At 67.3% G+C, this 23,337-nt stretch carries 26 protein-coding genes; 22 read left to right on the top strand and 4 right to left on the bottom strand.

What is annotated here, in order from left to right; translation table 11 throughout:
- The coding region (locus tag CCS01_RS33630) for an IS1634 family transposase (protein ID WP_239992119.1) at positions 1 to 547 on the top strand (547 nt) is incomplete at its 5' end.
- Between the two features lie 1,264 nt (positions 548 to 1,811).
- On the opposite strand, the gene CCS01_RS11670 is transcribed toward CCS01_RS33630, so the two are convergent.
- Positions 1,812 to 2,780, bottom strand: a complete 969-nt coding sequence (locus tag CCS01_RS11670) for a 2-hydroxyacid dehydrogenase (RefSeq protein ID WP_104518992.1) — start codon at positions 2,778 to 2,780, stop codon at positions 1,812 to 1,814.
- Positions 2,781 to 3,196: 416 nt separating this feature from the next.
- Between CCS01_RS11670 and urtA the strand changes: the two genes are divergently transcribed.
- The 9 genes from urtA (at position 3,197) to CCS01_RS11625 (ending at position 10,808) form a co-directional block, all read left to right on the top strand.
- Positions 3,197 to 4,537, top strand: a complete 1,341-nt coding sequence (urtA, locus tag CCS01_RS11665) for an urea ABC transporter substrate-binding protein (protein WP_104518991.1) — start codon at positions 3,197 to 3,199, stop codon at positions 4,535 to 4,537.
- Between the two features lie 74 nt (positions 4,538 to 4,611).
- The gene (urtB, locus tag CCS01_RS11660) at positions 4,612 to 6,186 is read left to right on the top strand and encodes an urea ABC transporter permease subunit UrtB (protein ID WP_104518990.1); all 1,575 of its coding nucleotides are present in this window, start codon (positions 4,612 to 4,614) and stop codon (positions 6,184 to 6,186) included.
- On the top strand, positions 6,183 to 7,301 hold the full coding sequence (gene urtC / locus CCS01_RS11655; RefSeq protein ID WP_104518989.1) for an urea ABC transporter permease subunit UrtC: 1,119 nt from the start codon (positions 6,183 to 6,185) through the stop codon (positions 7,299 to 7,301). Before urtB ends, urtC begins: the two co-directional genes overlap by 4 nt.
- On the top strand, positions 7,298 to 8,044 hold the full coding sequence (gene urtD / locus CCS01_RS11650; protein WP_104518988.1) for an urea ABC transporter ATP-binding protein UrtD: 747 nt from the start codon (positions 7,298 to 7,300) through the stop codon (positions 8,042 to 8,044). The genes urtC and urtD overlap by 4 nt, the downstream gene beginning before the upstream one ends.
- Positions 8,044 to 8,739 carry an urea ABC transporter ATP-binding subunit UrtE gene (urtE, locus tag CCS01_RS11645; protein ID WP_104518987.1) on the top strand — a complete coding sequence of 232 codons (696 nt, stop codon included), beginning with the start codon at positions 8,044 to 8,046 and terminating at the stop codon, positions 8,737 to 8,739. Before urtD ends, urtE begins: the two co-directional genes overlap by 1 nt.
- Positions 8,714 to 9,817: an urease accessory protein UreD gene (locus CCS01_RS11640; protein WP_146101703.1), complete on the top strand. Its 1,104-nt coding sequence runs from the start codon at positions 8,714 to 8,716 to the stop codon at positions 9,815 to 9,817. The genes urtE and CCS01_RS11640 overlap by 26 nt, the downstream gene beginning before the upstream one ends.
- Positions 9,818 to 9,838: 21 nt before the next feature.
- Positions 9,839 to 10,141, top strand: coding sequence for an urease subunit gamma (locus CCS01_RS11635; protein ID WP_104518986.1), 303 nt, complete (start codon positions 9,839 to 9,841; stop codon positions 10,139 to 10,141).
- 30 nt (positions 10,142 to 10,171) lie between these two features.
- Positions 10,172 to 10,459: a BrnT family toxin gene (locus CCS01_RS36060; RefSeq protein ID WP_104518985.1), complete on the top strand. Its 288-nt coding sequence runs from the start codon at positions 10,172 to 10,174 to the stop codon at positions 10,457 to 10,459.
- Positions 10,440 to 10,808, top strand: coding sequence for a helix-turn-helix domain-containing protein (locus tag CCS01_RS11625; protein ID WP_204848231.1), 369 nt, complete (start codon positions 10,440 to 10,442; stop codon positions 10,806 to 10,808). The genes CCS01_RS36060 and CCS01_RS11625 overlap by 20 nt, the downstream gene beginning before the upstream one ends.
- A 43-nt stretch (positions 10,809 to 10,851) precedes the next feature.
- Here the strand turns inward: CCS01_RS11625 and CCS01_RS36055 are convergent, their stop codons facing one another.
- Positions 10,852 to 11,052 carry a CopG family antitoxin gene (locus CCS01_RS36055; RefSeq protein ID WP_104518983.1) on the bottom strand — a complete coding sequence of 67 codons (201 nt, stop codon included), beginning with the start codon at positions 11,050 to 11,052 and terminating at the stop codon, positions 10,852 to 10,854.
- Between the two features lie 128 nt (positions 11,053 to 11,180).
- Between CCS01_RS36055 and CCS01_RS11615 the strand changes: the two genes are divergently transcribed.
- The 6 genes from CCS01_RS11615 to CCS01_RS11590 are packed head-to-tail and all read left to right on the top strand — an operon-like array spanning position 11,181 to position 15,368.
- Entirely contained in the window at positions 11,181 to 11,489 is a 309-nt protein-coding gene (locus CCS01_RS11615) for an urease subunit beta (protein ID WP_104518982.1), read from the top strand.
- A complete protein-coding gene (ureC, locus tag CCS01_RS11610; protein ID WP_104518981.1) occupies positions 11,489 to 13,198 on the top strand; it encodes an urease subunit alpha in 1,710 nt (569 codons plus the stop codon). The genes CCS01_RS11615 and ureC overlap by 1 nt, the downstream gene beginning before the upstream one ends.
- On the top strand, positions 13,198 to 13,668 hold the full coding sequence (locus CCS01_RS11605) for an urease accessory protein UreE (RefSeq protein WP_104518980.1): 471 nt from the start codon (positions 13,198 to 13,200) through the stop codon (positions 13,666 to 13,668). Before ureC ends, CCS01_RS11605 begins: the two co-directional genes overlap by 1 nt.
- Positions 13,616 to 14,308 (top strand): urease accessory protein UreF, encoded by a 693-nt coding sequence (locus CCS01_RS11600; protein WP_239992118.1) that lies wholly within the window; start codon positions 13,616 to 13,618, stop codon positions 14,306 to 14,308. The genes CCS01_RS11605 and CCS01_RS11600 overlap by 53 nt, the downstream gene beginning before the upstream one ends.
- Positions 14,305 to 14,928 (top strand): urease accessory protein UreG, encoded by a 624-nt coding sequence (ureG, locus tag CCS01_RS11595; protein WP_104518979.1) that lies wholly within the window; start codon positions 14,305 to 14,307, stop codon positions 14,926 to 14,928. Before CCS01_RS11600 ends, ureG begins: the two co-directional genes overlap by 4 nt.
- Positions 14,929 to 14,981: 53 nt before the next feature.
- A complete protein-coding gene (locus CCS01_RS11590) occupies positions 14,982 to 15,368 on the top strand; it encodes a carboxymuconolactone decarboxylase family protein (RefSeq protein ID WP_104518978.1) in 387 nt (128 codons plus the stop codon).
- 721 nt (positions 15,369 to 16,089) lie between these two features.
- Here the strand turns inward: CCS01_RS11590 and xseA are convergent.
- Positions 16,090 to 17,679, bottom strand: a complete 1,590-nt coding sequence (gene xseA, locus CCS01_RS11585) for an exodeoxyribonuclease VII large subunit (RefSeq protein WP_104518977.1) — start codon at positions 17,677 to 17,679, stop codon at positions 16,090 to 16,092.
- A 61-nt stretch (positions 17,680 to 17,740) separates the two neighbouring features.
- Between xseA and purD the strand changes: the two genes are divergently transcribed.
- The 5 genes from purD (at position 17,741) to CCS01_RS11560 (ending at position 21,254) form a co-directional block, all read left to right on the top strand.
- Positions 17,741 to 19,009 carry a phosphoribosylamine--glycine ligase gene (gene purD, locus CCS01_RS11580; protein WP_104518976.1) on the top strand — a complete coding sequence of 423 codons (1,269 nt, stop codon included), beginning with the start codon at positions 17,741 to 17,743 and terminating at the stop codon, positions 19,007 to 19,009.
- Positions 19,006 to 19,770: a pseudouridine synthase gene (locus CCS01_RS11575; RefSeq protein ID WP_104518975.1), complete on the top strand. Its 765-nt coding sequence runs from the start codon at positions 19,006 to 19,008 to the stop codon at positions 19,768 to 19,770. Before purD ends, CCS01_RS11575 begins: the two co-directional genes overlap by 4 nt.
- Positions 19,771 to 20,319 (top strand): 16S rRNA (guanine(966)-N(2))-methyltransferase RsmD, encoded by a 549-nt coding sequence (gene rsmD, locus CCS01_RS11570; protein WP_104518974.1) that lies wholly within the window; start codon positions 19,771 to 19,773, stop codon positions 20,317 to 20,319.
- Between the two features lie 73 nt (positions 20,320 to 20,392).
- Entirely contained in the window at positions 20,393 to 20,644 is a 252-nt protein-coding gene (locus CCS01_RS11565) for an antitoxin Xre/MbcA/ParS toxin-binding domain-containing protein (protein WP_104518973.1), read from the top strand.
- A gap of 313 nt (positions 20,645 to 20,957) precedes the next feature.
- Positions 20,958 to 21,254: a type II toxin-antitoxin system RelE/ParE family toxin gene (locus CCS01_RS11560; RefSeq protein WP_104518972.1), complete on the top strand. Its 297-nt coding sequence runs from the start codon at positions 20,958 to 20,960 to the stop codon at positions 21,252 to 21,254.
- A gap of 34 nt (positions 21,255 to 21,288) precedes the next feature.
- On the opposite strand, the gene CCS01_RS11555 is transcribed toward CCS01_RS11560, so the two are convergent.
- A complete protein-coding gene (locus CCS01_RS11555) occupies positions 21,289 to 22,455 on the bottom strand; it encodes an acyl-CoA dehydrogenase family protein (protein ID WP_104518971.1) in 1,167 nt (388 codons plus the stop codon).
- A gap of 200 nt (positions 22,456 to 22,655) precedes the next feature.
- On the opposite strand from CCS01_RS11555, the gene pdxH reads away from it, so the two are divergent.
- Positions 22,656 to 23,255: a pyridoxamine 5'-phosphate oxidase gene (gene pdxH, locus CCS01_RS11550; protein ID WP_104518970.1), complete on the top strand. Its 600-nt coding sequence runs from the start codon at positions 22,656 to 22,658 to the stop codon at positions 23,253 to 23,255.
- Positions 23,256 to 23,337 lie beyond the last annotated feature (82 nt).

Genomic DNA, 23,337 nt, shown 5'->3' with positions numbered 1-23,337 from the left:
GAGCCTGCGCGCCAAGCTCAAACAAGGCGACAAATCGCTGGTCGGCAACAGCGCCTACCGCCGCTACCTCCGCACACCCGATGAGCAGCACTTCACCATTGATGAAGCGCGCATCGCCGATGAGGCCCGCTACGACGGGCTTTACGTGCTGCGCACCAATACCCGGCTGCATCCGCTGACGGTGATGCTGCGCTATCGCGAGTTGCTGGTCGTCGAGCAGATGTTTCGTTCGCACAAAGCCCTGCTGGAGACCCGGCCGATCTTTCACCAGACGGAGGAGGCGATCCGCGGACATGTGTTCTGCACGTTTTTGGCTTTGGTGCTGCGCAAAGAGTTGGAAGATCGATTGGCGGTGGCGCAACTGAAACCCGAATGGCATGGGCTGCTGGCCGACCTCGACCGACTTCAGGAGATCGAGGTCGAGCAGGACGGCAAGCGCTTTATTCTGCGCACGCCGGTCACCGGTGTGGCCGGCAAGGTGTTCCAGGCGGTCGGCGTTGCATTGCCGCCGCAGATCCGCGACGCCAAGCCCGCTGCGGTTGCCTGATCGGCCTGCCACAGCAGCACGACGTAGTGCCAAGGCCTGGCCGTGCGCTCATAACCCATTGATGGGATTATTTTTTCCGAAAAGCACTGTTAAACTTGGGTCAGACGGTTGCAGGTCCGCCTTGCCGCGGTCTGATGCGGTGCCTATCCGGCCGGTACAGCGCGGGTGATGGCGCATATCCGTTATTGATCCGGCCAGGGTTATCTTGGCAGGCGGTGGGCGGTGACAAGTAAGCCCTTGTTCAGAAAGAGGAAATTGGCGTGCGGCTTGCCAAGATAACCCTGGCCGGATCAATAACACAGAGAAGAAGCCGAGGACCGCAGGGGACCCAGAGGATCAAGGGCAGATCGCGCGGCCCAAACGGACGGGCTGTCAGTGCAGTCCCCAAGCCCGCCCGCGGGCACCACGATGGGCGAAAACGGGCGAGATCGGTGCCACCCCGTCATGGTGGCGGAGGTCCACGATCCACGCCTTCCGCCGATATCAGCACCGTAGGGCGTGGATGGCCGGCCGTGACGGACCAAGCTATGCGTCCGGACCCGTACTTTTTGAAGCGAACCGATACTTTGCTCAGCCCGGGTAAGCGACGATGTCGGTGTCGTCTGTTCCAGCAGTGCCGATCGCTACGCGCATCGCGTGCAGCGCCATAATACGGTTCCCGGGAAACATTGCCGGTTTTGTCACTCTTCAGGCCAGCGCAGGCCGCACCAACAGCCGCGGGAAGACCGCCGGAGTTTCCCGGGTGCCGCATGCAAGGCCGCCACCCGGCCGGACGGCGGTGAGTGCCCCGGTATCTTGGCGTCTTGGCGTTGACAGGAACCGCGCAGCCGCTCCCGGCGGTGATGGGTGTGCAACACCGGTGGCCGGTGAGGTTGGTTCGCCCGATAAAATGCCAAGACGCCAAGACGTCAAGTTCATGGCCCTCAGGCCACCGCCTGCCGCGATCGAGGGCATGATACGGTTCCCGGGAAACATTGGAGGTTTCGTCACTCTTCAGGCCAACGCTGGCTGCGCCAACTGTCGCGGGAAAACGGCCAGAATTTTGCGGGCGTCGTATAACGCCTTCTCTGTGGCCCCCTGCGGTCCTCAGCTTTTTCTCTGTGGTTACATATTCGGAAGATTCAACCGCACGCCCGTTGCCTGTGACCCTCAATCAGCCGGGACGCAGGCTATGCCTATTCACGCCCGCAGGCCATGCGCCACCCCTTCCAACCGTGCTCGCTCCAAGGAAATGGCGCACCGCACCCGCAATCACCGGCCGCCTCTACCCCTCCAATTCCGGAATGACCCACAGCGGCCTCTCCCCGCGGATCACCCGCTGGCAGTTGTCGAACGCGTTGCGGAAGCGCGTGTACTGGTTCTCCCAGGTCGGCCCGGCGAGGTGCGCGCTCAGCGCGACGTTCGGCAGGGTGAACAGCGGGTTGTCGGGTGGCGGCGGCTCCTGGTCGAACACATCCAGCCCGGCGCCGGCGATGGTGCCGCTGGTCAGTGCCTCGATCAGCGCCGGTTCGTGCACCACCGGGCCGCGGCAGGTGTTCACCAGGTAGGCACCCGGCTTCATCAGCCGGAACTGCGCCGCGCCGATCATATGGCGGGTGTCGCGGGTCAGCGGCACGTGCAGCGAGACGATGTCGGAGGTCCGCAGCACTTCCTCGAACAGCGCGAAACGCACGCCGAGGCTGTCGGCCTGCGCTTCACTCAGGCGGACGATGTCGTAGTATTGCACCGTCATGCCAAAAGCCTGGGCAAGCCGGGCGGTTTTCTTGCCGATGGTGCCCAGCCCGATGATGCCCAGGGTTCGGCCTTTCAGCTCGTACAGCCGGATATCCGCTACCGCGTTGCCGCGCCAGCGGCCGGCGGCGACGTTGTCGTGCTGCCAGATCAGCCGGCGGCACACCGCCAGCATCAGCAGGATCGCGTGCTCGGCCACCGCCGTCGAATTGGCGCCGCCGTTGTTGCAGATCGGCACGCCCGCCCGCCGCGCGGCCTCGATGTCGCAGCGGTCGTAGCCGGCGGAGAGAAGCTGCACCAGCTTCAGCTTCGGTGCGGACGTGTAGAACGCCTCGTCCATGAAGGGTTCGCCGAAACCGACGACACAGACGGCATCCGCCAGGGCCGCCTGGAATTCCGGCGTGCCGGGGCGGGCAATGACCGCATCGAGGCCGGCTGGCAGCAGTTCCTTCGCGATGCTGAGTTCGTTCAGCGGGTTGTCGGCGATGATGATCCTGGACATGCGTTTCTCCCCGGACGTGCTGACGTTGCCCCCACGCTAGCCCGGTTCGCCCGGCCGGCCCAAACCGGCGGACCGCCGGTTCACGGCAACGCGAGGCGAGCCTGCTTTCATTGCGAACGGCGAGGCATTCCGGATCGCGGCCCCGTCGCCGTTGCAATGACGCTGCTGCCTCGTGCGCACAATGACAATGAAACGCCAGCCCGTGGCTTAAGGAATAGGCAGTTCAGCGGCCATCCGGTCGCGATCTGCCTGGCGAAATTCCAGGCAATTGATCGTATCGCCAGAAGCTGAGCCCAAAACCAATACGGCTGCTGCCGAAACTGTCGCCATTCCTTGCTGGCACACAGGTTGCATCGCTCCTGCCGCCTCCGCCCGGCGGGGAAACAGGTCAACAACAGGCACAGGAACCGGCGCACATGTCTCAGGATGAAACCTCTCTGTCCCGGCGTGGATTGGGCCGCCTCGGCGTCGCCGCCGCCACCCTTGCCGCCTTCGGCGCCGTCGAAGCCAAGACATCCGAACCCGCGGCCGCGCAGCCAACCGGCGGCACCATCAAGGTCGGCATCCTGCACTCCCTGTCCGGCACCATGGCGATCAGCGAAACCACGCTGAAGGACGTCATGCTGATGCTAATCGAGCAGCAGAACGCCAAGGGCGGCCTGCTCGGCAAGAAGCTGGAGGCGGTGGTGGTCGATCCCGCCTCCAACTGGCCGCTGTTCGCCGAGAAGGCGCGGCAGCTGATTTCCGTCGACAAGGTTGCCGCCGTGTTCGGCTGCTGGACTTCGGTTTCGCGCAAGTCGGTGCTGCCGGTGTTCGAGGAACTGAACAACATCCTGTTCTACCCGGTGCAGTACGAAGGACAGGAATGCAGCCGCAACGTCTTCTACACCGGCGCGGCGCCGAACCAGCAGGCGATCCCGGCGGTTGATTACCTTCGCAATGAAAGCAAGGTGAAGCGCTGGGTGCTGGCCGGCACCGACTACGTCTATCCCCGCACCACCAACCAGATCCTGGAAGCCTACCTGAAGTCGCTGGGCGTGGCCCAGGACGATATCATGATCAACTACACCCCGTTCGGCCATTCCGACTGGCAGAACATCGTCGCCTCGATCAAGAACTTCGGCTCGGCCGGCAAGAAGACCGCCGTGGTGTCGACCATCAACGGCGACGCCAACGTGCCGTTCTACAAGGAGCTTGGCAACCAGGGCATCAAGGCCACCGACATCCCGGTCGTCGCCTTCTCGGTCGGCGAGGAGGAACTCGCCGGCATCGACACCAAGCCGCTGATCGGCCACCTGGCTGCGTGGAACTACTTCGAAAGCGTCGAAACGCCACAGAACAGGAAATTTGTGGCCACCTGGAAGAAATTCACCAAAAACCCGAAGCGCACCACTAACGATCCGATGGAGGCGCACTACATCGGCTTTAACATGTGGATCAAGGCCGTCGAAAAAGCCGGAACGACCGACCCCGATGCCGTCATCGACGCGGCGATCGGCGTTGCGGTGCCGAATCTATCTGGCGGCTACGCGGCGATGATGCCGAACCACCACATCACCAAGCCGGTGCTGATCGGAGAGATCCAGGGCAACGGCCAGTTCAGTATCGTTTCCCAGACCCCGGGCCTGGTCGTGGCCCAGGAATGGTCGCCTTATGTTGCCGATACCAAGGACCTTATCGGCGACTGGCGGGCGCCAATGCGTTGCGGTGCGTTCAACGTGAAGACCGGCACGTGCACCGCCGGCAAGAAGGTCTGACGGCCTGATTGCCACCAAGGGGGCGGCCGCTTTCCTCCCGGCCGCCCCCTTCTTCTTTTCGTTGGGAAACATCCATGTTGCGTTTGCTGGCTCTGCTGCTGCTGTTGCTGTGCGGACCGCTGGTCGCCCACGCCGATGACCCGCTGGCCGAGCTGGCGTCCGGCAGCTTTGACACGGTGCGGCAAGGGGTCGAGGACCTCGCGCAGTCCGGCAATCCGAATGCGGCCAAAATTCTCTCGGCGTTGCAGAACGGCCAGCTTTATTACTTGCCGGATCACACGCTGCTGATCCAGGCGGACGACGGCAGCTATGCCAATGCGATCACCGGCAAGGCGGTCTCCGACGACGATGCCGAGGCGCGGTCGGTCCGCATCAACAACTCCATCCGCAGCGTGCTCGATGCCGCGCTGGGCAGCCTGCGGCTGTTCGACCCGAACCCGTCGGTCCGGCTGAACGCCGCCGGGGCCGTGTTTGACGCGCATCAACCGGCGGCGATCCCGGCGCTGGACCGTGCGCTGGCAAAGGAAACCGATTCCGCGGTGAAGACCCGCATGCAGCAGGCCCGGGCCGCGGCGGTGCTGTCCGATCCCGGCGCGGCGCAGGACGCACGCCTCGCGGCGGTGCCCGTGCTGCGCGCCCGCGGCGACGAGGCGGCCCGCGGCGTGCTGGCGTCGGTCGCGGACCAGCCCGGTCCGGTGGGCGCCGCCGCCAAGGCCGCGGTCGCCTCGATCGACCGGGTCCTGCAGCTCTGGAGCCTGGCGCAGAGCGTGTATTACGGCATCAGCCTGGGCTCCGTGCTGCTGCTGGCGGCGGCCGGGCTGGCGATCACCTTCGGCGTCATGGGCGTCATCAACATGGCGCACGGCGAGATGGTGATGCTGGGCGCCTACACGACCTTCGTCGTGCAGCAGGTGATGCACGCCTATGTGCCGAGCCTTTACGGCGGCAGCCTGCTGGTGGCGATCCCGATGGCGTTCCTGGTTGCCGGCCTCATCGGCGTGGTGATCGAGCGCAGCCTGATCCGCTGGCTGTACGGCCGTCCGCTGGAGACTCTGCTGGCGACCTGGGGCCTGTCGCTGGTGCTGCAGCAGGTGGTGCGCTCGCTGTTCGGCGCGGATAACCGCAACGTCACCACCCCGGACTGGATGAGCGGCGCGACGCAACTGGGCGGCCTGACCCTGACCTGGAACCGCACTTACATCATCCTGTTCGCCTTCCTGGTGATGGCGGCGCTGATGGCGGCGCTGCGCTACACGCCGCTCGGGCTGCGCATGCGCGCGGTGACGCAGAACCGGCGCATGGCCGCGGCGATGGGCATCCGCACCCCGTGGATCGATGCGCTGACGTTCGGGCTCGGCTCCGGCGTGGCGGGCATTGCCGGGGTGGCGCTGTCGCAGATCGACAACGTCTCGCCCAACCTGGGCCAGGGCTACATCATCGACAGCTTCATGGTCGTGGTGTTCGGCGGCGTCGGCAACCTGTGGGGCACGACGCTGGGGGCGCTGACCCTGGGCATCGTCAACAAGTTCCTCGAGCCGATCGCCGGGGCGGTGCTGGGCAAGATCGTCGTGCTGGTGCTGCTGATCCTGTTCGTGCAGCGCAATCCGCGCGGCATGTTCCCGCTGAAGGGACGGGCGGTGGAGGCATGAAGCTCGATCGGGCGGCCATCCTCACCATCGTTCTCGTGTTCGGCGCCGCGCTGGTGATGGCGGCGCTGAACCAGATGACGCCGCCCGCTTCGGCGATGCATGTGCCGACCTATGTGATCGCGCTGGCGGGGAAGTATCTGTGTTTCGCGATGCTGGCGCTGGCGGTGGATCTGGTCTGGGGCTTTGCCGGCATCCTCTCGCTGGGCCATGCCGCTTTCTTCGCCCTGGGTGGCTACGCCATGGGCATGTACCTGATGCGCCAGATCGGCGACCGCGGCGTGTACGGCAATCCGAACCTGCCGGACTTCATGGTGTTCCTGGGCTGGAAGCAACTGCCCTGGTACTGGCACGGCTTCGAGTGGTTCGGCTTCGCCATGCTGATGGTGGTGCTGGTGCCGGGCGTGCTGGCGGCGGTGTTCGGCTGGCTGGCGTTCCGCTCCCGCGTCACCGGCGTGTATCTGTCGATCATCACCCAGGCGCTGACCTATGCGCTGCTGCTGGCGTTCTTCCGCAACGACATGGGGTTCGGTGGCAACAACGGGATGACCGACTTCAAGGCCATCCTGGGCTTCAACATCCAGGCCGACTCGACCCGCTCCGCACTGCTGGTGATCTCGGCGCTGTTCCTGTGCGGGCAGTTCCTGCTGGCGCGCTTCGTCGTCGGCTCGCGCTTCGGCAAGATCCTGATCGCCGTACGCGATACGGAAAGCCGCACCCGGTTCCTCGGCTACCGGCCGGAGTCCTACAAGCTGGTGGTCTGGGTGCTGTCCGCCGTCATGGCCGGCATCGGCGGCGCGCTTTACGTGCCGCAGGTCGGCATCATCAATCCCAGCGAATTTGCGCCCGGCAACTCGATCGAGGCGGTGATCTGGGTCGCCGTCGGCGGGCGCGGCACGCTGGTGGGCGCCATCCTCGGCGCCATCCTGGTGAACTTCGGCAAGACCTGGTTCACCAGCGTGCTGCCGGAACTCTGGTTGTATGCGCTGGGCGCGATGTTCATCCTGGTGACGCTGTTCCTACCACGCGGCGTCGTCGGCCTGTTCCGCCGCCGCTCGCGCCTGGAGCCGGAGCCGGAAGTGCCTGCGGCCTCGGCGGCGCAGGAGGTGACGGGATGAGCGAAGGCGATACCCTTCTTTACCTCGACGGCGTCACCGTCACCTTCGACGGCTTCCGCGCCCTGAACGCCCTGTCGCTGGTGCTGGAGCAGGGCGAGATGCGCGCCGTCATCGGCCCGAACGGCGCCGGCAAGACGACGATGATGGACGTCATCACTGGCAAGACCCGACCCGACACCGGCAAGGTGATGTTCGGCAAGGACACCGACCTGACACGGCTGGACGAACCGGCGATCGCCTCGCTGGGCATCGGCCGCAAGTTCCAGAAGCCGACGGTGTTCGAGCCGCACACCGTGTGGGACAACCTGCTGCTGGCCCTGGCCGGCGACCGCGCCCCGCGCTTCACGCTGTTCGCCCGCCAGACCGCGGACGAGAAGCGCCGCATCGAGCAGATCCTGGAAACGACGCGGCTGACCGACGTCCGCCACCGCGCCGCCGCGGATTTGTCGCACGGGCAGAAGCAGTGGCTGGAAATCGGCATGCTGCTGGCGCAGGAACCGCAATTGCTGCTGGTGGACGAACCCGTCGCCGGCATGACCGACGCCGAGACGGAGCAGACCGCTGTGCTGCTGCGCGAGATCAACCGCACCCGCAGCGTGGTGGTGGTCGAGCACGACATGGCGTTCGTCCGCGCCCTGGACGTGAAGGTCACGGTGCTGAACGAGGGCTCGGTGCTGGCCGAGGGGCCGATCGACCTTGTCAGCGACGATCCGAAGGTCATCGAAGTGTATCTGGGGCGCTGATGCTGCAAGTCGAGAAAGTCGATCTTTACTACGGCGCCGCCATTGCCCTGCGGCAGGTGTCGCTGACGGCGGAGGCTGGGGCGGTGACCTGCCTGCTGGGGCGCAACGGCGTCGGCAAGACCTCCACGCTGCGGGCGATCGTCGGGGCGCATCCGATCGCGTCGGGCTCGATCAAATGGGACGGCGAAGAAATCTCCCGCCTACCGATGTATGAGCGGGCGCGCCGCGGCATCGCCTGGGTGCCGCAGGGGCGCGACGTGTTCCCGCTGCTGACGGTGCGGGAAAACCTGGAGACCGGCTTCGCCGTGCTGCCCCGTGGCGCGCGGAAAATCCCGGACGAGATCTTCGACCTGTTCCCGGTGCTGAAGACCATGCTGCGCCGGCGCGGCGGCGACCTGTCCGGCGGCCAGCAGCAGCAGCTTGCGATCGCCCGGGCGCTGGTGATGAAGCCCCGCCTGATCGTCCTGGACGAGCCGACGGAGGGGATCCAGCCGAGCATCATCAAGGACATCGGCCGGGTGATCGCGCTGTTGCGTTCCCGCGGCGATATGGCCATCCTGCTGGTGGAACAGTATTTCGACTTCGCCCAGGAACTGGCGCAGACCATGGTGGTGATGGATCGCGGCGACATCGTCCTGGCGGGGCGGCGAGAGGACCTCGACGAGGCTGATGTACGACGGCGCCTGTCTGTCTGACCCGGTCCGGCTGCAACGCGCCGTCGGCGAACTGCGCGTCGGCGTCAAGCGGTCGGGGGAACGGACGGTGCTGGACGATTTGCGCCAGGCCGGCTGCCTGAAGGCTCGGTTTCCCCGGCGGGTGGAGCCCGGCTGGATGGACATCGTCACCTTGAATACCGGCGGTGGCGTCGCCGCGGCCGATCGGCTGGATGTGGCGGTGGCGGCGGGGGAGGGGACGCAGGCGACGGTGGCGGCGCAGGCGGCGGAGCGCTTCTACCGCGCGCTGCCGCAGGATGCGCCGTCGCATGTGCGGACCCGGCTGACGCTCGCGGCCGGCGCGGCGCTGGAGTGGCTGCCGCAGGAAACCATCCTGTTCGACCGCAGCGCGCTGGACCGTCGCCTGGAGATCGACATGGCGGCGGATGCCCGTTTTCTGGGCGTCGAAACCCTGGTGTTCGGCCGCGCGGCGATGGGCGAGGCGGTGCGGCACGCGCATCTGCGCGACCTGATCCGCATCCGGCGCGACGGCGCGCTGCTGCTGCACGACACGATCCGCATGGACGGCGCGGTGGATGATTTGCTGCACCGCGCGGCGATCGGGCAAGGCGCTCGGGCGCTGGCGACGCTGGTGTATGTGGCGCCGGACGCCGAGGCGGCGCTGGACCCGGTGCGGCAGGCGCTACAGCGAGCCGCAGATGGGTCGGGACGGGCCGGCGGTGCGCCTTCATCGTCATGGCCGGCGCAGGCCGGTGGGTCGGGACGCGGCGGCGGTGCCCCTTTAGCGTCATGGCCGGCGCAGGCCGGCCATTCACGCCTTGCGGTGCCGATACCAGCAGAAGGCGTGGATGCCGGGCCTGCGCCCGGCATGACGATCGGGGCGGGCGGCCTCTCTGTGACCGATGTCCCGGCCTGGAATGATGTCCCAACCGATCCGAGGTTTGCTCCGGGTTCGGCCGAAGCCGGTGCCAGCGCCTGGAACGGCATGTTGGTGGCGCGCATCCTGGGTCCGGACGGCGCCCCCGTGCGGCGTGCGGTCGTTGCGGTGCTGGCGGCGCTGCGGCCGTCTCGTCCGCTGCCGCGGGTTTGGTTATGTTGATGACCTGAAGGAACGACCGCGATGCACCTGACTCCGCGCGAAAAGGACAAACTGCTGGTCAGCATGGCCGCCATGGTGGCCCGGCGGCGGCTGGACCGGGGCGTGAAGCTGAACCACCCGGAGGCGGTGGCGCTGATCACCGATTTCGTCGTCGAGGGCGCCCGCGACGGCCGCAGCGTGGCGGACCTGATGGAGGCAGGAGCGAAGGTGCTGACGCACGACCAGGTGATGCCGGGGGTCGCGGAGATGATCCACGACGTGCAGGTGGAGGCGACGTTTCCGGACGGGACGAAGCTGGTCACGGTGCACGAGCCGATCCGGTAGGGTTGACAAACATACGGAAATTCCGTATATATGTCCGACAGCCGGATCTTTGAATGGGACGACACGAAGGCGGCAAGTAATCTGGCCAAGCACGGAATCGCATTTGACGAAGCAATTCGCGTGTTTCGCGACCCGGCATATGTCGATGTGGACGTATCCCGCTTGCAGGATCGGGAGAGCCGACGGAAGGCTATCGGTGCCATTCAAGGTAGGCTTTTCACGGTTGTATATACTGTCCGATCGGACGCAACGCGATTGATTTCCGCGCGGCGCTGTAATTCGCCGGAGAGGAGCTTGTATGGCTCGAATAACAGTTGATCTGAATTCTCTGCCGCCGATGAGTCCGGAAGCCCTGGCCCGTCTCGATGCGATGACCGACGCCGAAATCACCGCCGCCGCGCTGTCGGACCCGGACAACCCGCCGTGGACGCCGGAGGAAACGGAGCGGATCGTTATGGCCCGCCGCATCCAGGCGATCCGCCGGCGCACCGGGCTGAGCCAGGCGCAGTTCGCCGCCGAATATCGGATCAACGTTGGGCGCCTGCGCGATCTGGAGCAGGGGCGCACCCGTCCGGACAGCGCGATGCTGGCGTATCTGACAGTGATCGAGCGGGAACCGGATCTGGTAAAGCGGACGCTGGCGGCCAGTGATATCGCCGCCGAGTAGGTGGTCGTGATGAACGGCTGGACGTAACGGCGATCGACAGTCGTCATCGCGTCTTTGGTCGATCCTGAGCGGCTTCAGGCGCGGAAACGGCACCTCGCGGCGATCGACCGGCATGCAGGTTGGGCAGGCGGACACGTTGCGCCCGGCTCCAATCAACATAGTCCGTTGAATCATGGGTTTCCCAGAACCGGCGTTCCTCCGCTTCGCTGGCGAAGACCGGAATCGGCTTGAGCTTCCTGGCCACGGCGGATGCCTTCCTCAAAACAGGTAATCGGCGTGGCGATGCACCCGGCACGACACGCTTCGCAGGGTGACAACCTGATTGATTGCCCTATAGTTCGCCAATCAAACCACCGCTGACAGGACCGCCGCATGATCCCCGGTGAACTCCTCCCCGAGCCAGGCGACATCGCGCTCAACGCCGGCTTGCCGCGCACGGTCCTGACCGTCGCCAACACCGGCGACCGCCCGATCCAGGTCGGCAGCCACTATCATTTCGCCGAAACGAACCCGGCGCTGTCCTTCGACCGCGCCGCCGCCCGCGGCCAGCGCCTGGACATCGCCGCCGGCACCGCTGTGCGGTTCGAGCCAGGCCAGACGCGGGAGGTCACCCTGGTCCCCTACCGCGGCACTCGCCACATCTGGGGCTTCCGCGGCACCGTCATGGGAGCGCTCGGCTGATGGCCCGCATCACCCGCGCCGCCTATGCCGACATGTTCGGCCCCACCACCGGCGACCGCGTCCGCCTGGCCGACACCGACCTGATCGTTGAGGTGGAGAAAGATTTCACCACCTACGGCGAGGAAGTGAAGTTCGGCGGCGGCAAGGTGATCCGCGACGGCATGGGCCAGTCGCAGGCCGCGCAGGCGCAGGGCGCGGTCGATACCGTCATCACCAACGCGCTGATCATCGACCACTGGGGCATCGTCAAGGCCGACGTCGGCATCACCGCCGGCCGCATCGCCAGGATCGGCAAGGCCGGCAATCCGGACGTGCAGCCGGGCGTCGACATCATCATCGGCCCGGGCACCGAGGTCATCGCCGGCGAGGGCAAGATCCTGACCGCCGGCGGGATCGACGCGCATATCCATTTCATCTGCCCGCAGCAGGTGGAGGAGGCCATCGCCTCCGGCGTCACCACGCTGCTCGGCGGCGGCACCGGCCCGGCCACCGGTACCGCCGCCACCACCTGCACGCCCGGTCCCTGGCACCTCGCGCGCATGCTGCAGGCCGCCGAGGGGCTGCCGGTGAACCTGGGCTTCGCCGGCAAGGGCAATGCCGCGCAGCCGCAGGCGCTGGAGGAAATGCTGCGCGCCGGCGCCAGTTGCCTGAAGCTGCACGAGGACTGGGGCACCACGCCGGCGGCGATCGACACCTGCCTGTCGGTGGCGGACCGTTTCGACGTGCAGGTGATGATCCACACCGACACGCTGAACGAGTCCGGCTTCGTCGAGGACACCATCGCCGCCTTCAAGGGCCGCACCATCCACGCCTTCCACACTGAGGGCGCCGGCGGCGGCCACGCGCCGGACATCATCAAGGTGGCCGCCCTGCCGAACGTGCTGCCAAGCTCGACCAACCCGACGCGCCCCTACACGGCCAATACGCTGGACGAACATCTGGACATGCTGATGGTCTGCCATCACCTGGACAGTTCCATCCCGGAGGACGTTGCTTTCGCGGAAAGCCGCATCCGCAAGGAAACCATCGCTGCCGAGGACATCCTGCACGACCTGGGTGCGCTGTCGATGATGTCGTCCGACAGCCAGGCAATGGGACGCGTGGGCGAGGTGATCATCCGCACCTGGCAGACCGCGCACAAGATGAAGACGCAGCGCGGCCCGCTGTCCGGCGACAGCGAGCGGGCCGACAATGCGCGGGTGAAGCGCTACATCGCGAAATACACCATCAACCCGGCGATCGCGCAGGGATTCGCCGGCGAAATCGGGTCCGTGGAATCGGGCAAGCTGGCGGACCTGGTGCTGTGGTCGCCGGCGTTTTTCGGGGTGAAGCCGGACCTGGTGATCAAGGGCGGGGCGATCGCCTGCGCGCCGATGGGCGATCCGAACGCCTCGATCCCGACGCCGCAGCCGGTGCACTACCGGCCGATGTTCGGCGCTCTCGGCCGCGCCCTGGCCGCCACCTGCGTCACGTTCGTTTCGGCCGCGGCGCTGGAAGCGGATGTCGGCAAGGCGCTGGGGCTGCAACGGCGCCTGGTGGCGGTCGGAAATACGCGTAGTGGCATAGGCAAGAAATCGATGATCCATAATGATGCGACACCGGTGCTGGACGTGGATGCCGAAACGTATGAGGTCCGCGCCGACGGCGTGCTGCTGACCTGTGAACCCGCCACGGTGCTGCCGATGGCCCAGCGGTATTTCCTGTTCTGATGCGCGTCGAGGCTATTCTGCCAGCGGGAAGCTGGGACGCCGCGCGGGAGATCGATCAAGTCCTGATCGACTACGACCGCCGCTTCCGCCGCCGTATCGTCCTGACCACGGTCCGGGGAACCGACATCCTGGTCGACGAACCGCACGCGGTCCGGCTGCGCGACGGCGACGGCCTGCTGCTGCCCGCCGGCGTCGTGCGGGTGCGGGCGCAGGCCGAGGACCTGATCGAAATCCACGCGCACCAGGATACGGATCTGGTCCGGATTGCGTGGCATCTCGGCAACCGTCACCTGCCGGTGCAACTGCTGGGCAACCGTATCCGGATCCGCGCCGATCACGTGATCCAGGACATGGTCGTAGGGCTTGGCGGGCACGTCGACCGGGTGATGGCGCCGTTCGACCCGGAGGCTGGCGCCTATGCGGCCGGCCACCATCACCATCACCATGACCACGATGACCACGGCCATTGACCACCGGCCGTTGCTGCGCCTGCTGGCGTGGCTGTCGCCGGCGTTTCCCACCGGCGGTTTTGCTTACTCGCACGGGCTGGAATGGGCGGTCGAGGCCGGCGACATCACGGATGCCGACACGCTGCGCGCCTGGCTGACGGATGTCCTGACGCACGGTTCGGCGCGGTCCGACGCGATCCTGCTGCGGCACGGTCATCGGAACGCCTTCGATCCATCCGCCCTGGACGACGTCGCCGCGCTGGCCCTGGCCGCGACGCCGTCGCGCGAGCGCCGGGACGAGGCACTGAACCAGGGCCGCGCCTTTGGGCTGGCCGTTGCGCCCTGGACGGCGTTGCCGGAGGATCTGCCCTATGCCGTCGCCGTTGGCGCCGCGGCGGCAGGGGAGAACATTCCGGAAGACGACACGGCGGTTGCCTACGTGCAGGCATTCACGACGAACCTGATCTCCGCCGCCGTACGGCTGGTGCCGCTGGGCCAGACCACCGGCCTGCGCGTCCTGGCGGCGCTGCAGCCGGTTATCCTGGCCGTTGCCAACGAAACCGGGGCTGCCACGCTTGACGACGTCGGCGGCTGCGCGTTCCGTTCCGACCTCGCCGCCATGCGGCACGAAACCCAGTACACGAGGTTGTTCCGTTCATGATGAAATCTCCGCACGGCCCGCTGCGCATCGGCATCGGCGGCCCGGTCGGCAGCGGCAAGACCGCGCTGATGGACGCGTTGTGCAGGCATTTCCGAAGCCGTTACGACATTGCCGCCATCACCAACGACATCTACACCAGGGAAGACGCGGAATTCCTGACCCGCGCCGGGTCGCTGCCGGTGGACCGTATCATGGGCATCGAAACCGGCGGCTGCCCGCACACCGCGATCCGCGAGGACGCCTCGCTCAACCTCGCTGGCATTGCCGACATGCGGCGGCGCTTTCCGGGCCTGGACCTGATCCTGATCGAGTCCGGCGGCGACAACCTTGCCGCCACCTTCAGCCCGGAACTGGCGGACCTGACGATCTATGTGATTGACGTGTCCGCCGGCGACAAGATCCCCCGCAAGGGCGGTCCGGGCATCATGCGCAGCGACCTGCTGGTGATCAACAAGATCGACCTCGCGCCGCACGTCGGTGCCAGCCTCGAGGTCATGGACCGCGACGCCCGAACAATGCGCGGCGACCGGCCGTTTGTCTTTGCCAACATCCGCGCCGGGCAGGGCGTCGCGGAGATCGCCGCCTTCATCGGGAAGCAGGGCGGCCTGCGCCCGGCCTAGCCAAATCCCCTCCGTTGGACGACACTGGCCCGGTCAAGGGAGGGAGAAAACTCATGGCTGACGACAGGCGCGAGCAAGGCCGCGCGATCCGGCGCAAGCTGATGGGCGAGGCCTATGCGAAGAAGTTGGACCAGAACGTCTACACGCACCCGATCATGGAGAAGTTCGCCGCCTACACGCAGGAGGCGATCTTCGGCACGCTGTGGTCACGGCCTGGCCTCGATCTGAAAACCCGTGCGCTGATCTGCGTGGTTTCTGATGCGGCACAGGGGCGCGATCCGGAGCTGAAGCTGCATCTTCGTTTCGCCCGTAACCAGGGATGGACCGAGGAGGAACTGTCCGAGGCGCTGCTGCACCTCGCCGGCTACATCGGCGCGCCGCTGGTGCGGGAAGCGCTGCTCACCGCGGTCGAGGTGTTCAAGGAGATGGCCGGGGAATGAACCCGAACCGGGGCCGGCGTCATGCGTGACCGGGACGGCAAGACCGCCATCGTAACGGGTGCGGCGTCCGGCAACGGGCTGGGCATCGCCAGGGCGCCGGCCGCAGCGGGGGCGATAGTGCAATGGCGCCGGCTGGCGGGAGGACTTGCCGGGCGATCGAAAAGGCAAGATTTTCGTTAAGTCCCTATACCAACCGGCGTCGAGTTTGACCGTCAGATGTCGGCGCCCCACCGTCATGGCCCGGACAAACCGGACTACGGCGATGGGAAAACGGCCAGTCTAAAAGTCGGCCGGTATCCAGAGTGATTGTCCGGCCGCTCTGGCCGCGATGAAAGCCACGGCGATTGAAGCAAAGCCATCGCGACCGCAGGTCGCCCGCATCCCTTCTCTGCGCTCCGCTCTGCGCGCTCTGCGTTAAAAATGCGGTGCTGCAACAAAGATCGGCGTTTCCGGTGACTCGCCCAACTCGAAACGCCGGTGGCGCCCCGGCTACCGCGATTGAACGCAGAGCACGCAGAGTCGATTCCCTTTCGGCCTGTGCGCGCCATGCCGCTGTTGCAGCTCAGGGCCTGACGTTCAAGACAATGCTGGCCAGCCCTGTGCGGCACTGCCGAGCGTGGCATGCTATCGCTTCTCCGCGTGACATAAAAGAAACGATATGCGTGTCCCGGCTTGATGCCGTGGAGCCGGCGTTCAGGGATCATGCCGGCACCGGCTGTTGTCACAAATCAAGCCGCTCCTGCGCCACCGCCGCCCGCGGCTTGCCGGCACCCTCCGGCTTCGCCGCGTCCTGTCCGCCCTTCGCCCGTGATCGGCCCGTGCCGTTGCCCTGTGCCACCGCCTCGACCTCACCGTCGCCGAAGTGCAGCCGCAGCCGTGCCTGCGGCCTGACCGACGCGGCGGTGGTCACCGGCTGGCCCGCCGGGTCGGTCACCAGCACATACCCGCGCTGCAGGATCGCCAGCGGCGAGGCGGCGTCCAGCCGCGGTCCAAGCCCCGCCAGATGCGCCCGCGCCTCACGCAGTGACGCGCGCAGCGGCGCCCCGGTCAGCCGCCCGGTCACCCGGTCCGTCCGGCCGCGCAGCACCGTCACGGCCCGATGCGCCGCGCCCGTCAGCCGCTGCGACAGCAACGCCAGCCCCGACCGCCGCGCCGCGACCAGGCCCGGCGCCCCCAGTTCCAGCCGCAGCCCGCGATCCCGCAGCGCCTCCCGCGCCGCCGCGGTCAGCGTCCGCGGGTCCGGCAGGCGCCGCTCCACCGCGGTCAGCACCGCCCGCCGTCGCTCGACCAGCGCCGGCAGCGCCAGCATGGCGCGCTCCGTCCGGTCGTCCAGCCGCTGCCGCGCAGTGCCCAGCAGCGTTGGCAGGTCGGGGATGCCGCGCTCGGCCCGCGTCAGCCGCAGCCGGCATTCCTGTGCCAGGCGGCTCACCGCGCCAATCAGCCGCGACGCCTTCTGCGCCATGTCGGCGACCAGGTCCGCCCGCGTCGGGATCGCCATCTCCGCCGCCGCCGTCGGCGTGGGCGCGCGGCGATCGGAGACGTAGTCGATCAGCGTGGTGTCCGTCTCATGTCCGACCGCCGAGATCAGCGGAATGCGGCAGGCGGCGGCGGCGCGCAGGACGATTTCCTCGTTGAACGCCATCAGGTCTTCCAGGCTGCCGCCGCCGCGGGCGATGATCAGCACGTCCGGCCGCGGCGGGTCGCCGTCCGCCGGCATGGCGTCGAACCCGGCGATGGCGGCGGCGATCTGCTCGGCCGCGCCGACGCCTTGCACCGGCACCGGCCAGACCAGGATATGCCGCGGGAACCGCCGGGCGATGGTGGTGCGGATGTCCTGGATCACCGCGCCGCGCTCACTGGTCGCCACGCCGATGACCCGCGGCAGCACCGGCAGCGTCCGCTTGCGCTCGGGGTCGAACAGCCCCTCGGCGGCCAGGCGCTGGCGGATCATCTCGATCCGCGCCAGCAGCGCGCCGGCGCCGGCGTATTCCATCCGCTCGATAATCAGCTGGTACGAGGACCGCTCGCCATAGGTGGAGATGCGGCCGGTGGCGATCACCTCCACCCCGTTCTCCGGCGTCATGCCCAGCCGCGGGACGGCGCTTTTCCAGACGATGCCCGAGATCTTGGCGCCCTCGTCCTTCAGGGACAGGTAGACATGGCCGGAGGGGTAGCGCTTCACCTCGGTCAGCTCGCCGCGCACGCGGATGCGGCCGAAGGCGGTTTCCAGGGTGCGCTTCACCGCCCCCGAGATCTCGGAGACGGTGTATTCCGGCATATTCGAAACCGGTGCAGGTCGTGGATCGTCCATGACGCCAACCTATGCTACGGCAGCGTCGCATGGAACCGGAACGCGCGGACAGGAGAGATCGATGAAGGTGCTGGTCGTTGGATCAGGCGGGCGGGAACATGCGCTGTGCTGGGCAATCGCCGCCAGCCCGATACTGACCAAGCTGTATTGCGCCCCCGGCAACCCCGGCATTGCCGCGCTGGCGGAGTGCATCGACATCAACGCGCTCGACATCGAGTCGCTGGTCGCCTTCGCCCAGGACAACGCCATCGACCTGGTGGTTCCCGGCCCGGAAGCGCCGCTGGTCGCCGGCCTGACCGACGCCATGGAGGCGGGCGGCATCCCCTGCTGCGGCCCCACCCGCGACGCCGCCCGGCTGGAGGGCAGCAAGTCCTTCACCAAGGAGATCTGCGACGACGCCAGCATCCCCACCGCGCTGTGGGAACGCTTCGACGACGCCGACTCGGCTCGCGACTTCGTCCGCCGCCGCGGCGCGCCGGTTGTGGTGAAGGCCGACGGGCTGGCGGCCGGCAAGGGCGTCGTCGTCGCCGCCACCGAGGACGAGGCGATAGCCGCCATTGACGCCTTCATGGACCGCCGCATTCACGGCGAGGCCGGCGCCGCGGTGGTGCTGGAGGAATGCCTGGTGGGCGAGGAAGTCTCGCTGTTCGTCCTGTGCGACGGCGAGGACGCGCTGGTCCTGGGCTCGGCGCAGGACCACAAGCGCGTCGGCGACGGCAACACCGGGCCGAACACCGGCGGCATGGGCGCCTATTCGCCGGTGCCGGGTTTCCCTCCCGCGCTGGAGCAGGCCTGCCTGGAGGCGATCATCCGCCCGGCGCTGCGGCACATGGTCCACCTCGGCACCCCGTTCCGCGGCATCCTGTTCGCCGGCCTGATGCTGACGACGGAGGGCGCCAAGCTGATCGAGTTCAACGTCCGCTTCGGCGATCCCGAGTGCCAGGCGCTGATGGTCCGGTTGAAGTCCGACCTGCTGCCGGCGCTGCAGGCCGCCTGCGACGGCGAACTGGCGGATTTCGACCTGCGCTGGCACGACACCGCCGCCGTCGCCGTTGTCATGGCCGCCCGCGGCTACCCGGACGCGCCGGAGCGTGGCTCGGTGATCAACGGGCTGGCGGACGCGGCGGCGCAGCCGGGGGTGACGATCTTTCACGCCGGCACCGCAGCCGATGCGGACGGAACGGTGCGTGCCGCCGGCGGCCGGGTGCTGACGGTGTGCGGCACCGCGCCCGACCTGCGGCAGGCCCGCGCGAACGCCTATGCCGCAATCGACCGGATCGTCTGGCCCGAGGGCTTCTGCCGCCGCGACATCGCCGCGACCGCCGCATGACCACAACCGAGGAACCGCGCGGCGACCGCATCGCCAAGTGGCTGTCCCGCGCCGGGATCGCCAGCCGGCGCGACGTGGAGCAGATGCTGGCCGAAGGGACGGTCCGGCTGAACGGCAAGGTCGTCACCCACCCGGCGACCTTCGTCTCGGCCGGCGACGTCGTGCAGGTCGCCGGCAAGGTGGTGGAGCCGCCGGACCGCACCCGAATGTGGCGCTACCACAAGCCCCCCGGCCTGGTCACCACCCACAAGGACCCGGAAGGTCGGCCGACGGTGTTCGAGAAGCTGCGGCAGCAGTTGCCGCGCGTGATCAGCGTCGGGCGGTTGGACCTGAACAGCGAGGGGCTGCTGCTGCTGACCAACGACGGCGCCCTGGCGCGGCAACTGGAACTGCCCTCGACCGGCTGGCTGCGGCGCTATCGCGTGCGGGTGTTCGGCACACCCAATGAAGGGGCGCTGAAATCGCTGGCCAGGGGCATCACCATCGAGGGCGTCCGCTACGGGCCGATCGAGGCGGACGTGGATGCGCAGAAGGGGGACAACACCTGGCTGACGGTCAGCCTGCGCGAGGGCCGCAACCGCGAGGTGCGGCGGGTGATGGCGCATCTGGGCCTGGCGGTGTCGCGGCTGATCCGGGTGGCCTATGGGCCGTTCCAGCTTGGGATGCTGGAGCGCGGCGGCATCGAGGAAATCCCGCCGCGGGTGCTGCGGGAGCAGTTGCCCGCGGCGGCCGCTCCCCCGCCGGCGCCGCGACGGCGCTAGATGCGCATCGTCGGCGGCGCCTGGCGCGGCCGCGGCCTGGCCGCGCCGCCGGGGCTGGGGACCCGGCCGACGGCGGACCGGGTGCGGCAGGCGGTGTTCGATATGCTGCTGCATGCGCCGTGGGGCGGGCGGGATGTGGTCGAAGGCGCTTCGGTGCTGGATGTCTTCGCCGGAACCGGCGCGATGGGGCTGGAGGCGCTGTCGCGCGGCGCGGCGTTCGCAAGCTTTATAGAGAGCGATCCGGCGGCGCTGAAGGTGTTGCGCGCGAACGTGGCGGCCTGCCGGGCTGAGGCGCGCGTCGAGATCGTGGCGGGGGATGTGTTCCGGGTGGGGCAGGGACGTCCGGCGTCGCTTGTTTTCCTGGACCCGCCGTACGGGCAGGACCTCGTGCCGCGCGCCATCGCCCGGCTGCGGGATGTGGGGCGTATCGCGCCAGAGGCGCTGGTCGTGGCGGAGACCGGTCGTGATGAGACGTGGGTTCCGGATGCGCCGCTGCTGGCAGAACGGCGGCATGGTGCCGCCAGGATGCTGATCTTCCGCTTGTCTTGAAAGGCGGTATTGTAGCCAGCGTCAGGTGACGGGGCGTAACTGTGCTCGATAAGAGTTTGATAAGGGTGTTGCCGTGAGCCTGCGCACGATCCGGGCCCGCAAGAAGGCCGTGACCAGGCCGATCAGTTCGAGGCGGCGCGATGTCAGCAAGATTCTGGCCATGGCAAGCGCGGTTCTGGGATCACGGCAGGAAGCGGAGCAATGGCTGCTGCGACCGGCGACAGGCCTCAACCAGCAGCGCCCGATCGACCTCCTGGCAACATCAAGAGGCATCGAAATCGTCGGGGACTTTCTTGGGCGGCTGAAGTACGGCGTCTATACCTGACGTCATGCCTGCCCTGTGACCATATCGACTCCCAAAGACGATAACGGCCGGCGTGCGCGTTCGTTTAATGGGATGCAGCAAGCATCGGGCTGGATGGTCAGGTCACCATGGTCTATCATTTCAGGATGAATGATGTACCGGACCGTACAATTGCCCCGCCTGGATGGCTGGAGGCGCTCGCGCGGAGCGAAGCTCAGCTCGCAGCCGGCCAGATCGTGTCCGGTGAGGATGTCATGCACGAACTGCGTGAGAGCCTTGCCCGGCTCGAGGCCAAACGCTCCGACAGTCGCCGCCGCGCAGGACCGCCGCCTCGCTGATTGCCTTTACGCCAGAGGCCCGGCAACAGGTCAGTGACCTCCGCCAGTATTACGAAGAGCGTGACCGTCCCGCTGCGATCCGCGGCTTGAGCGATGCGCTCGAAGCGGCCTGGAAAAGAATTGTCGCCAACCCGGCCGCCGGGCTGGCCGCGCCGCGTCCCTATCCTGCGCTTGCATCCCGGGGACGCGCCTGGATCAAGTCCGGGCGCTACTGGATTGCCTACAGCACGACGGATACGCCGGTGATTGTCGGCGTTTTCTACGATGCCGCCGATATTCCCAACCGGGTATAGACGGCCTGGAACGAACCCATCGTCACTGCCCGCCTCAGTAGCTCCGCGGCAGCCCCAGCACGTGCTCGGCGATATACGACAGGATCAGGTTCGTGCTGATCGGCGCCACCTGGTACAGCCGAGTCTCGCGGAACTTCCGCTCAATGTCGTACTCCTCGGCGAACCCGAACCCGCCATGCGTCTGGATGCAGGCCTCGCCCGCCGCCCAGGATGCCTCGGCCGCCAGCATCTTCGCCATGTTGGCTTCCTCACCGGGGGTTTCGCCCGCCTCGAACTTCTCGCACCCGGCCTGCACCATCAGCTCCGCCGCCCGCATCTGCGCATAGGCGCGGGCAAGCGGGAACTGAATCCCCTGGTTCTGGCCGATGGGCCGGCCGAAGACGTGGCGGTCACGCGCGTAGTCGCTGGCCTTGCGCAGGAACCACTTGGCGTCGCCGATGCACTCGGCCGCGATCAGCAGCCGCTCGGCGTTCATGCCGTCCAGGATGTAGCGGAAGCCACGGCCCTCGACGCCGACCAGCGAGTCGGCGGGGATCTGCATGTTGTCGAAGAACACCTCGGTCGAGTTGTGGTTCATCATCGTGCGGATCGGCCGGATCGTCAGGCCCTTGCCCAGCACCTGCCGCATGTCGACGATGAACGTGGACAGCCCCTCGGTCCGCGTCTTCGCCTGCTCACGCGGCGTGGTGCGCGCGAGCAGCAGCATCAGGTCGGAGTGCTCGGCCCGGCTGGTCCACACCTTCTGGCCGTTGACAATGTAGTGGTCCCCCTCCTTCCGCGCGAAGGTGCGCAGCGACGTCGTATCCGTCCCGCTGGTCGGCTCGGTCACGCCGAACGCCTGCAACCGCAGCTCGCCGGTGGCGATTTTCGGCAGGTAGGTCTTCTTCTGCTGCGCCGAGCCGTGCCGCAGGATCGTGCCCATGATGTACATCTGCGCATGGCAGGCGGCGCCGTTGCAGCCCTCGGCCTGCACCGTCTCCAGGATCGCCGCCGCGGCGGACAGCTTCAGGCCGGCGCCGCCGTATTCCTCGGGGATCAGCGCGGCGAGGTAGCCGGCCTCGGTCAGCGCCTGCACGAACTCGGTCGGGTAGCCGCGCTCCTGGTCCAGCCGCCGCCAGTACTCGCCGGGGAATTTGGCGCACAGCTTGCGCACCTCCTCCTTGATCTCGGCATGCGGGTCAGGGCGCAGCGTGTCTTGCATGGCGTTCTCCCGGTTCGGCGTTTTCTGACTGTGGTGATCACCCGAGGGCCGGCAAGTTGCAAGGGGGGCAAGTTGCAAGGGGGGCAAGTTGCAAGGGGGACGCGGCACACGACAGCCTGACCCCCGATATCCGCTTGCCCTACCGCCGCAACCTGCTGTTATCACCCCGGTGAACGCTTTGACCTGAAGGATTGCCTCCCATGCCGGCAGGACCGACTCTCGCAGCCCTCCCCTTCGATCAGTTCCAGGCCTGGATGGCGGAGGCGGAGAAGGCCGAGCCGAAGGACCCGAACGCCATGATCGTCGCCACCGCGACGCCAGACGGGCGGCCGTCGGCCCGCGCGATCCTGCTGAAGGGCGTCGATGACCGCGGCTTCGTCTTCTATACCAACAAGGAGAGCCGCAAGGCCGACGAACTCGCCGCCAACGCCAATGTCTTCCTGCTGTTCTACTGGAAGTCGCTCGGCCGGCAGATCCGCATTGAGGGCACGGTCGAGCACGTCACCGATGCCGAGGCCGATGCCTACTACGCGAGTCGGCCCCGTATCTCCCGCCTCGGCGCCTGGGCGTCGCAACAATCACGCCCGCTGCCGGCGCGGTCGGTGCTGGAAGAACGCCTGGTCGAGGCCGAACAGCGCTACCCGGATGAGGACATCCCCCGGCCAGGGTACTGGTCCGGCTACCGGGTCATCCCGGTGTTATTCGAGTTCTGGCAGGACATGCCGTATCGTCTGCACGACCGGACGGTCTATCGCCGCGCCGCCGACGGAACCTGGGAACAATCGAAGCTGTTTCCCTGACGCCACACGGCCAAGACCACACCGGCGATACCTCTTGCAGACAAAACGCAAACCTGCATTGCTCTAAGCGCAAACCGCTTTG

Origin of the sequence: Rhodopila globiformis (assembly GCF_002937115.1) — a bacterium.
GTDB lineage: Bacteria > Pseudomonadota > Alphaproteobacteria > Acetobacterales > Acetobacteraceae > Rhodopila > Rhodopila globiformis.
Note: the sequence above shows the minus strand (reverse complement) of the source record. Positions and strands in the feature narration are given on the sequence as shown.

Bases quoted from the DNA above. Each gene is read 5' to 3' on its own strand.
- pdxH (WP_104518970.1), top strand. From the start codon at position 22,656: ATGCCGGCAGGACCGACTCTCGCAGCCCTCCCCTTCGATCAGTTCCAG.
- xseA (WP_104518977.1), bottom strand. From the start codon at position 17,679: ATGGACGATCCACGACCTGCACCGGTTTCGAATATGCCGGAATACACC.
- urtE (WP_104518987.1), top strand. From the start codon at position 8,044: ATGCTGCAAGTCGAGAAAGTCGATCTTTACTACGGCGCCGCCATTGCC.
- urtC (WP_104518989.1), top strand. From the start codon at position 6,183: ATGAAGCTCGATCGGGCGGCCATCCTCACCATCGTTCTCGTGTTCGGC.
- rsmD (WP_104518974.1), top strand. From the start codon at position 19,771: ATGCGCATCGTCGGCGGCGCCTGGCGCGGCCGCGGCCTGGCCGCGCCG.
- CCS01_RS11635 (WP_104518986.1), top strand. From the start codon at position 9,839: ATGCACCTGACTCCGCGCGAAAAGGACAAACTGCTGGTCAGCATGGCC.
- urtA (WP_104518991.1), top strand. From the start codon at position 3,197: ATGTCTCAGGATGAAACCTCTCTGTCCCGGCGTGGATTGGGCCGCCTC.
- CCS01_RS11590 (WP_104518978.1), top strand. From the start codon at position 14,982: ATGGCTGACGACAGGCGCGAGCAAGGCCGCGCGATCCGGCGCAAGCTG.
- purD (WP_104518976.1), top strand. From the start codon at position 17,741: ATGAAGGTGCTGGTCGTTGGATCAGGCGGGCGGGAACATGCGCTGTGC.
- urtD (WP_104518988.1), top strand. From the start codon at position 7,298: ATGAGCGAAGGCGATACCCTTCTTTACCTCGACGGCGTCACCGTCACC.
- CCS01_RS11615 (WP_104518982.1), top strand. From the start codon at position 11,181: ATGATCCCCGGTGAACTCCTCCCCGAGCCAGGCGACATCGCGCTCAAC.
- CCS01_RS11625 (WP_204848231.1), top strand. From the start codon at position 10,440: ATGGCTCGAATAACAGTTGATCTGAATTCTCTGCCGCCGATGAGTCCG.
- CCS01_RS11575 (WP_104518975.1), top strand. From the start codon at position 19,006: ATGACCACAACCGAGGAACCGCGCGGCGACCGCATCGCCAAGTGGCTG.
- CCS01_RS11605 (WP_104518980.1), top strand. From the start codon at position 13,198: ATGCGCGTCGAGGCTATTCTGCCAGCGGGAAGCTGGGACGCCGCGCGG.
- CCS01_RS11600 (WP_239992118.1), top strand. From the start codon at position 13,616: ATGCGGCCGGCCACCATCACCATCACCATGACCACGATGACCACGGCC.
- CCS01_RS36060 (WP_104518985.1), top strand. From the start codon at position 10,172: ATGTCCGACAGCCGGATCTTTGAATGGGACGACACGAAGGCGGCAAGT.
- CCS01_RS11555 (WP_104518971.1), bottom strand. From the start codon at position 22,455: ATGCAAGACACGCTGCGCCCTGACCCGCATGCCGAGATCAAGGAGGAG.
- ureC (WP_104518981.1), top strand. From the start codon at position 11,489: ATGGCCCGCATCACCCGCGCCGCCTATGCCGACATGTTCGGCCCCACC.
- urtB (WP_104518990.1), top strand. From the start codon at position 4,612: ATGTTGCGTTTGCTGGCTCTGCTGCTGCTGTTGCTGTGCGGACCGCTG.
- CCS01_RS11670 (WP_104518992.1), bottom strand. From the start codon at position 2,780: ATGTCCAGGATCATCATCGCCGACAACCCGCTGAACGAACTCAGCATC.
- ureG (WP_104518979.1), top strand. From the start codon at position 14,305: ATGATGAAATCTCCGCACGGCCCGCTGCGCATCGGCATCGGCGGCCCG.
- CCS01_RS11640 (WP_146101703.1), top strand. From the start codon at position 8,714: ATGTACGACGGCGCCTGTCTGTCTGACCCGGTCCGGCTGCAACGCGCC.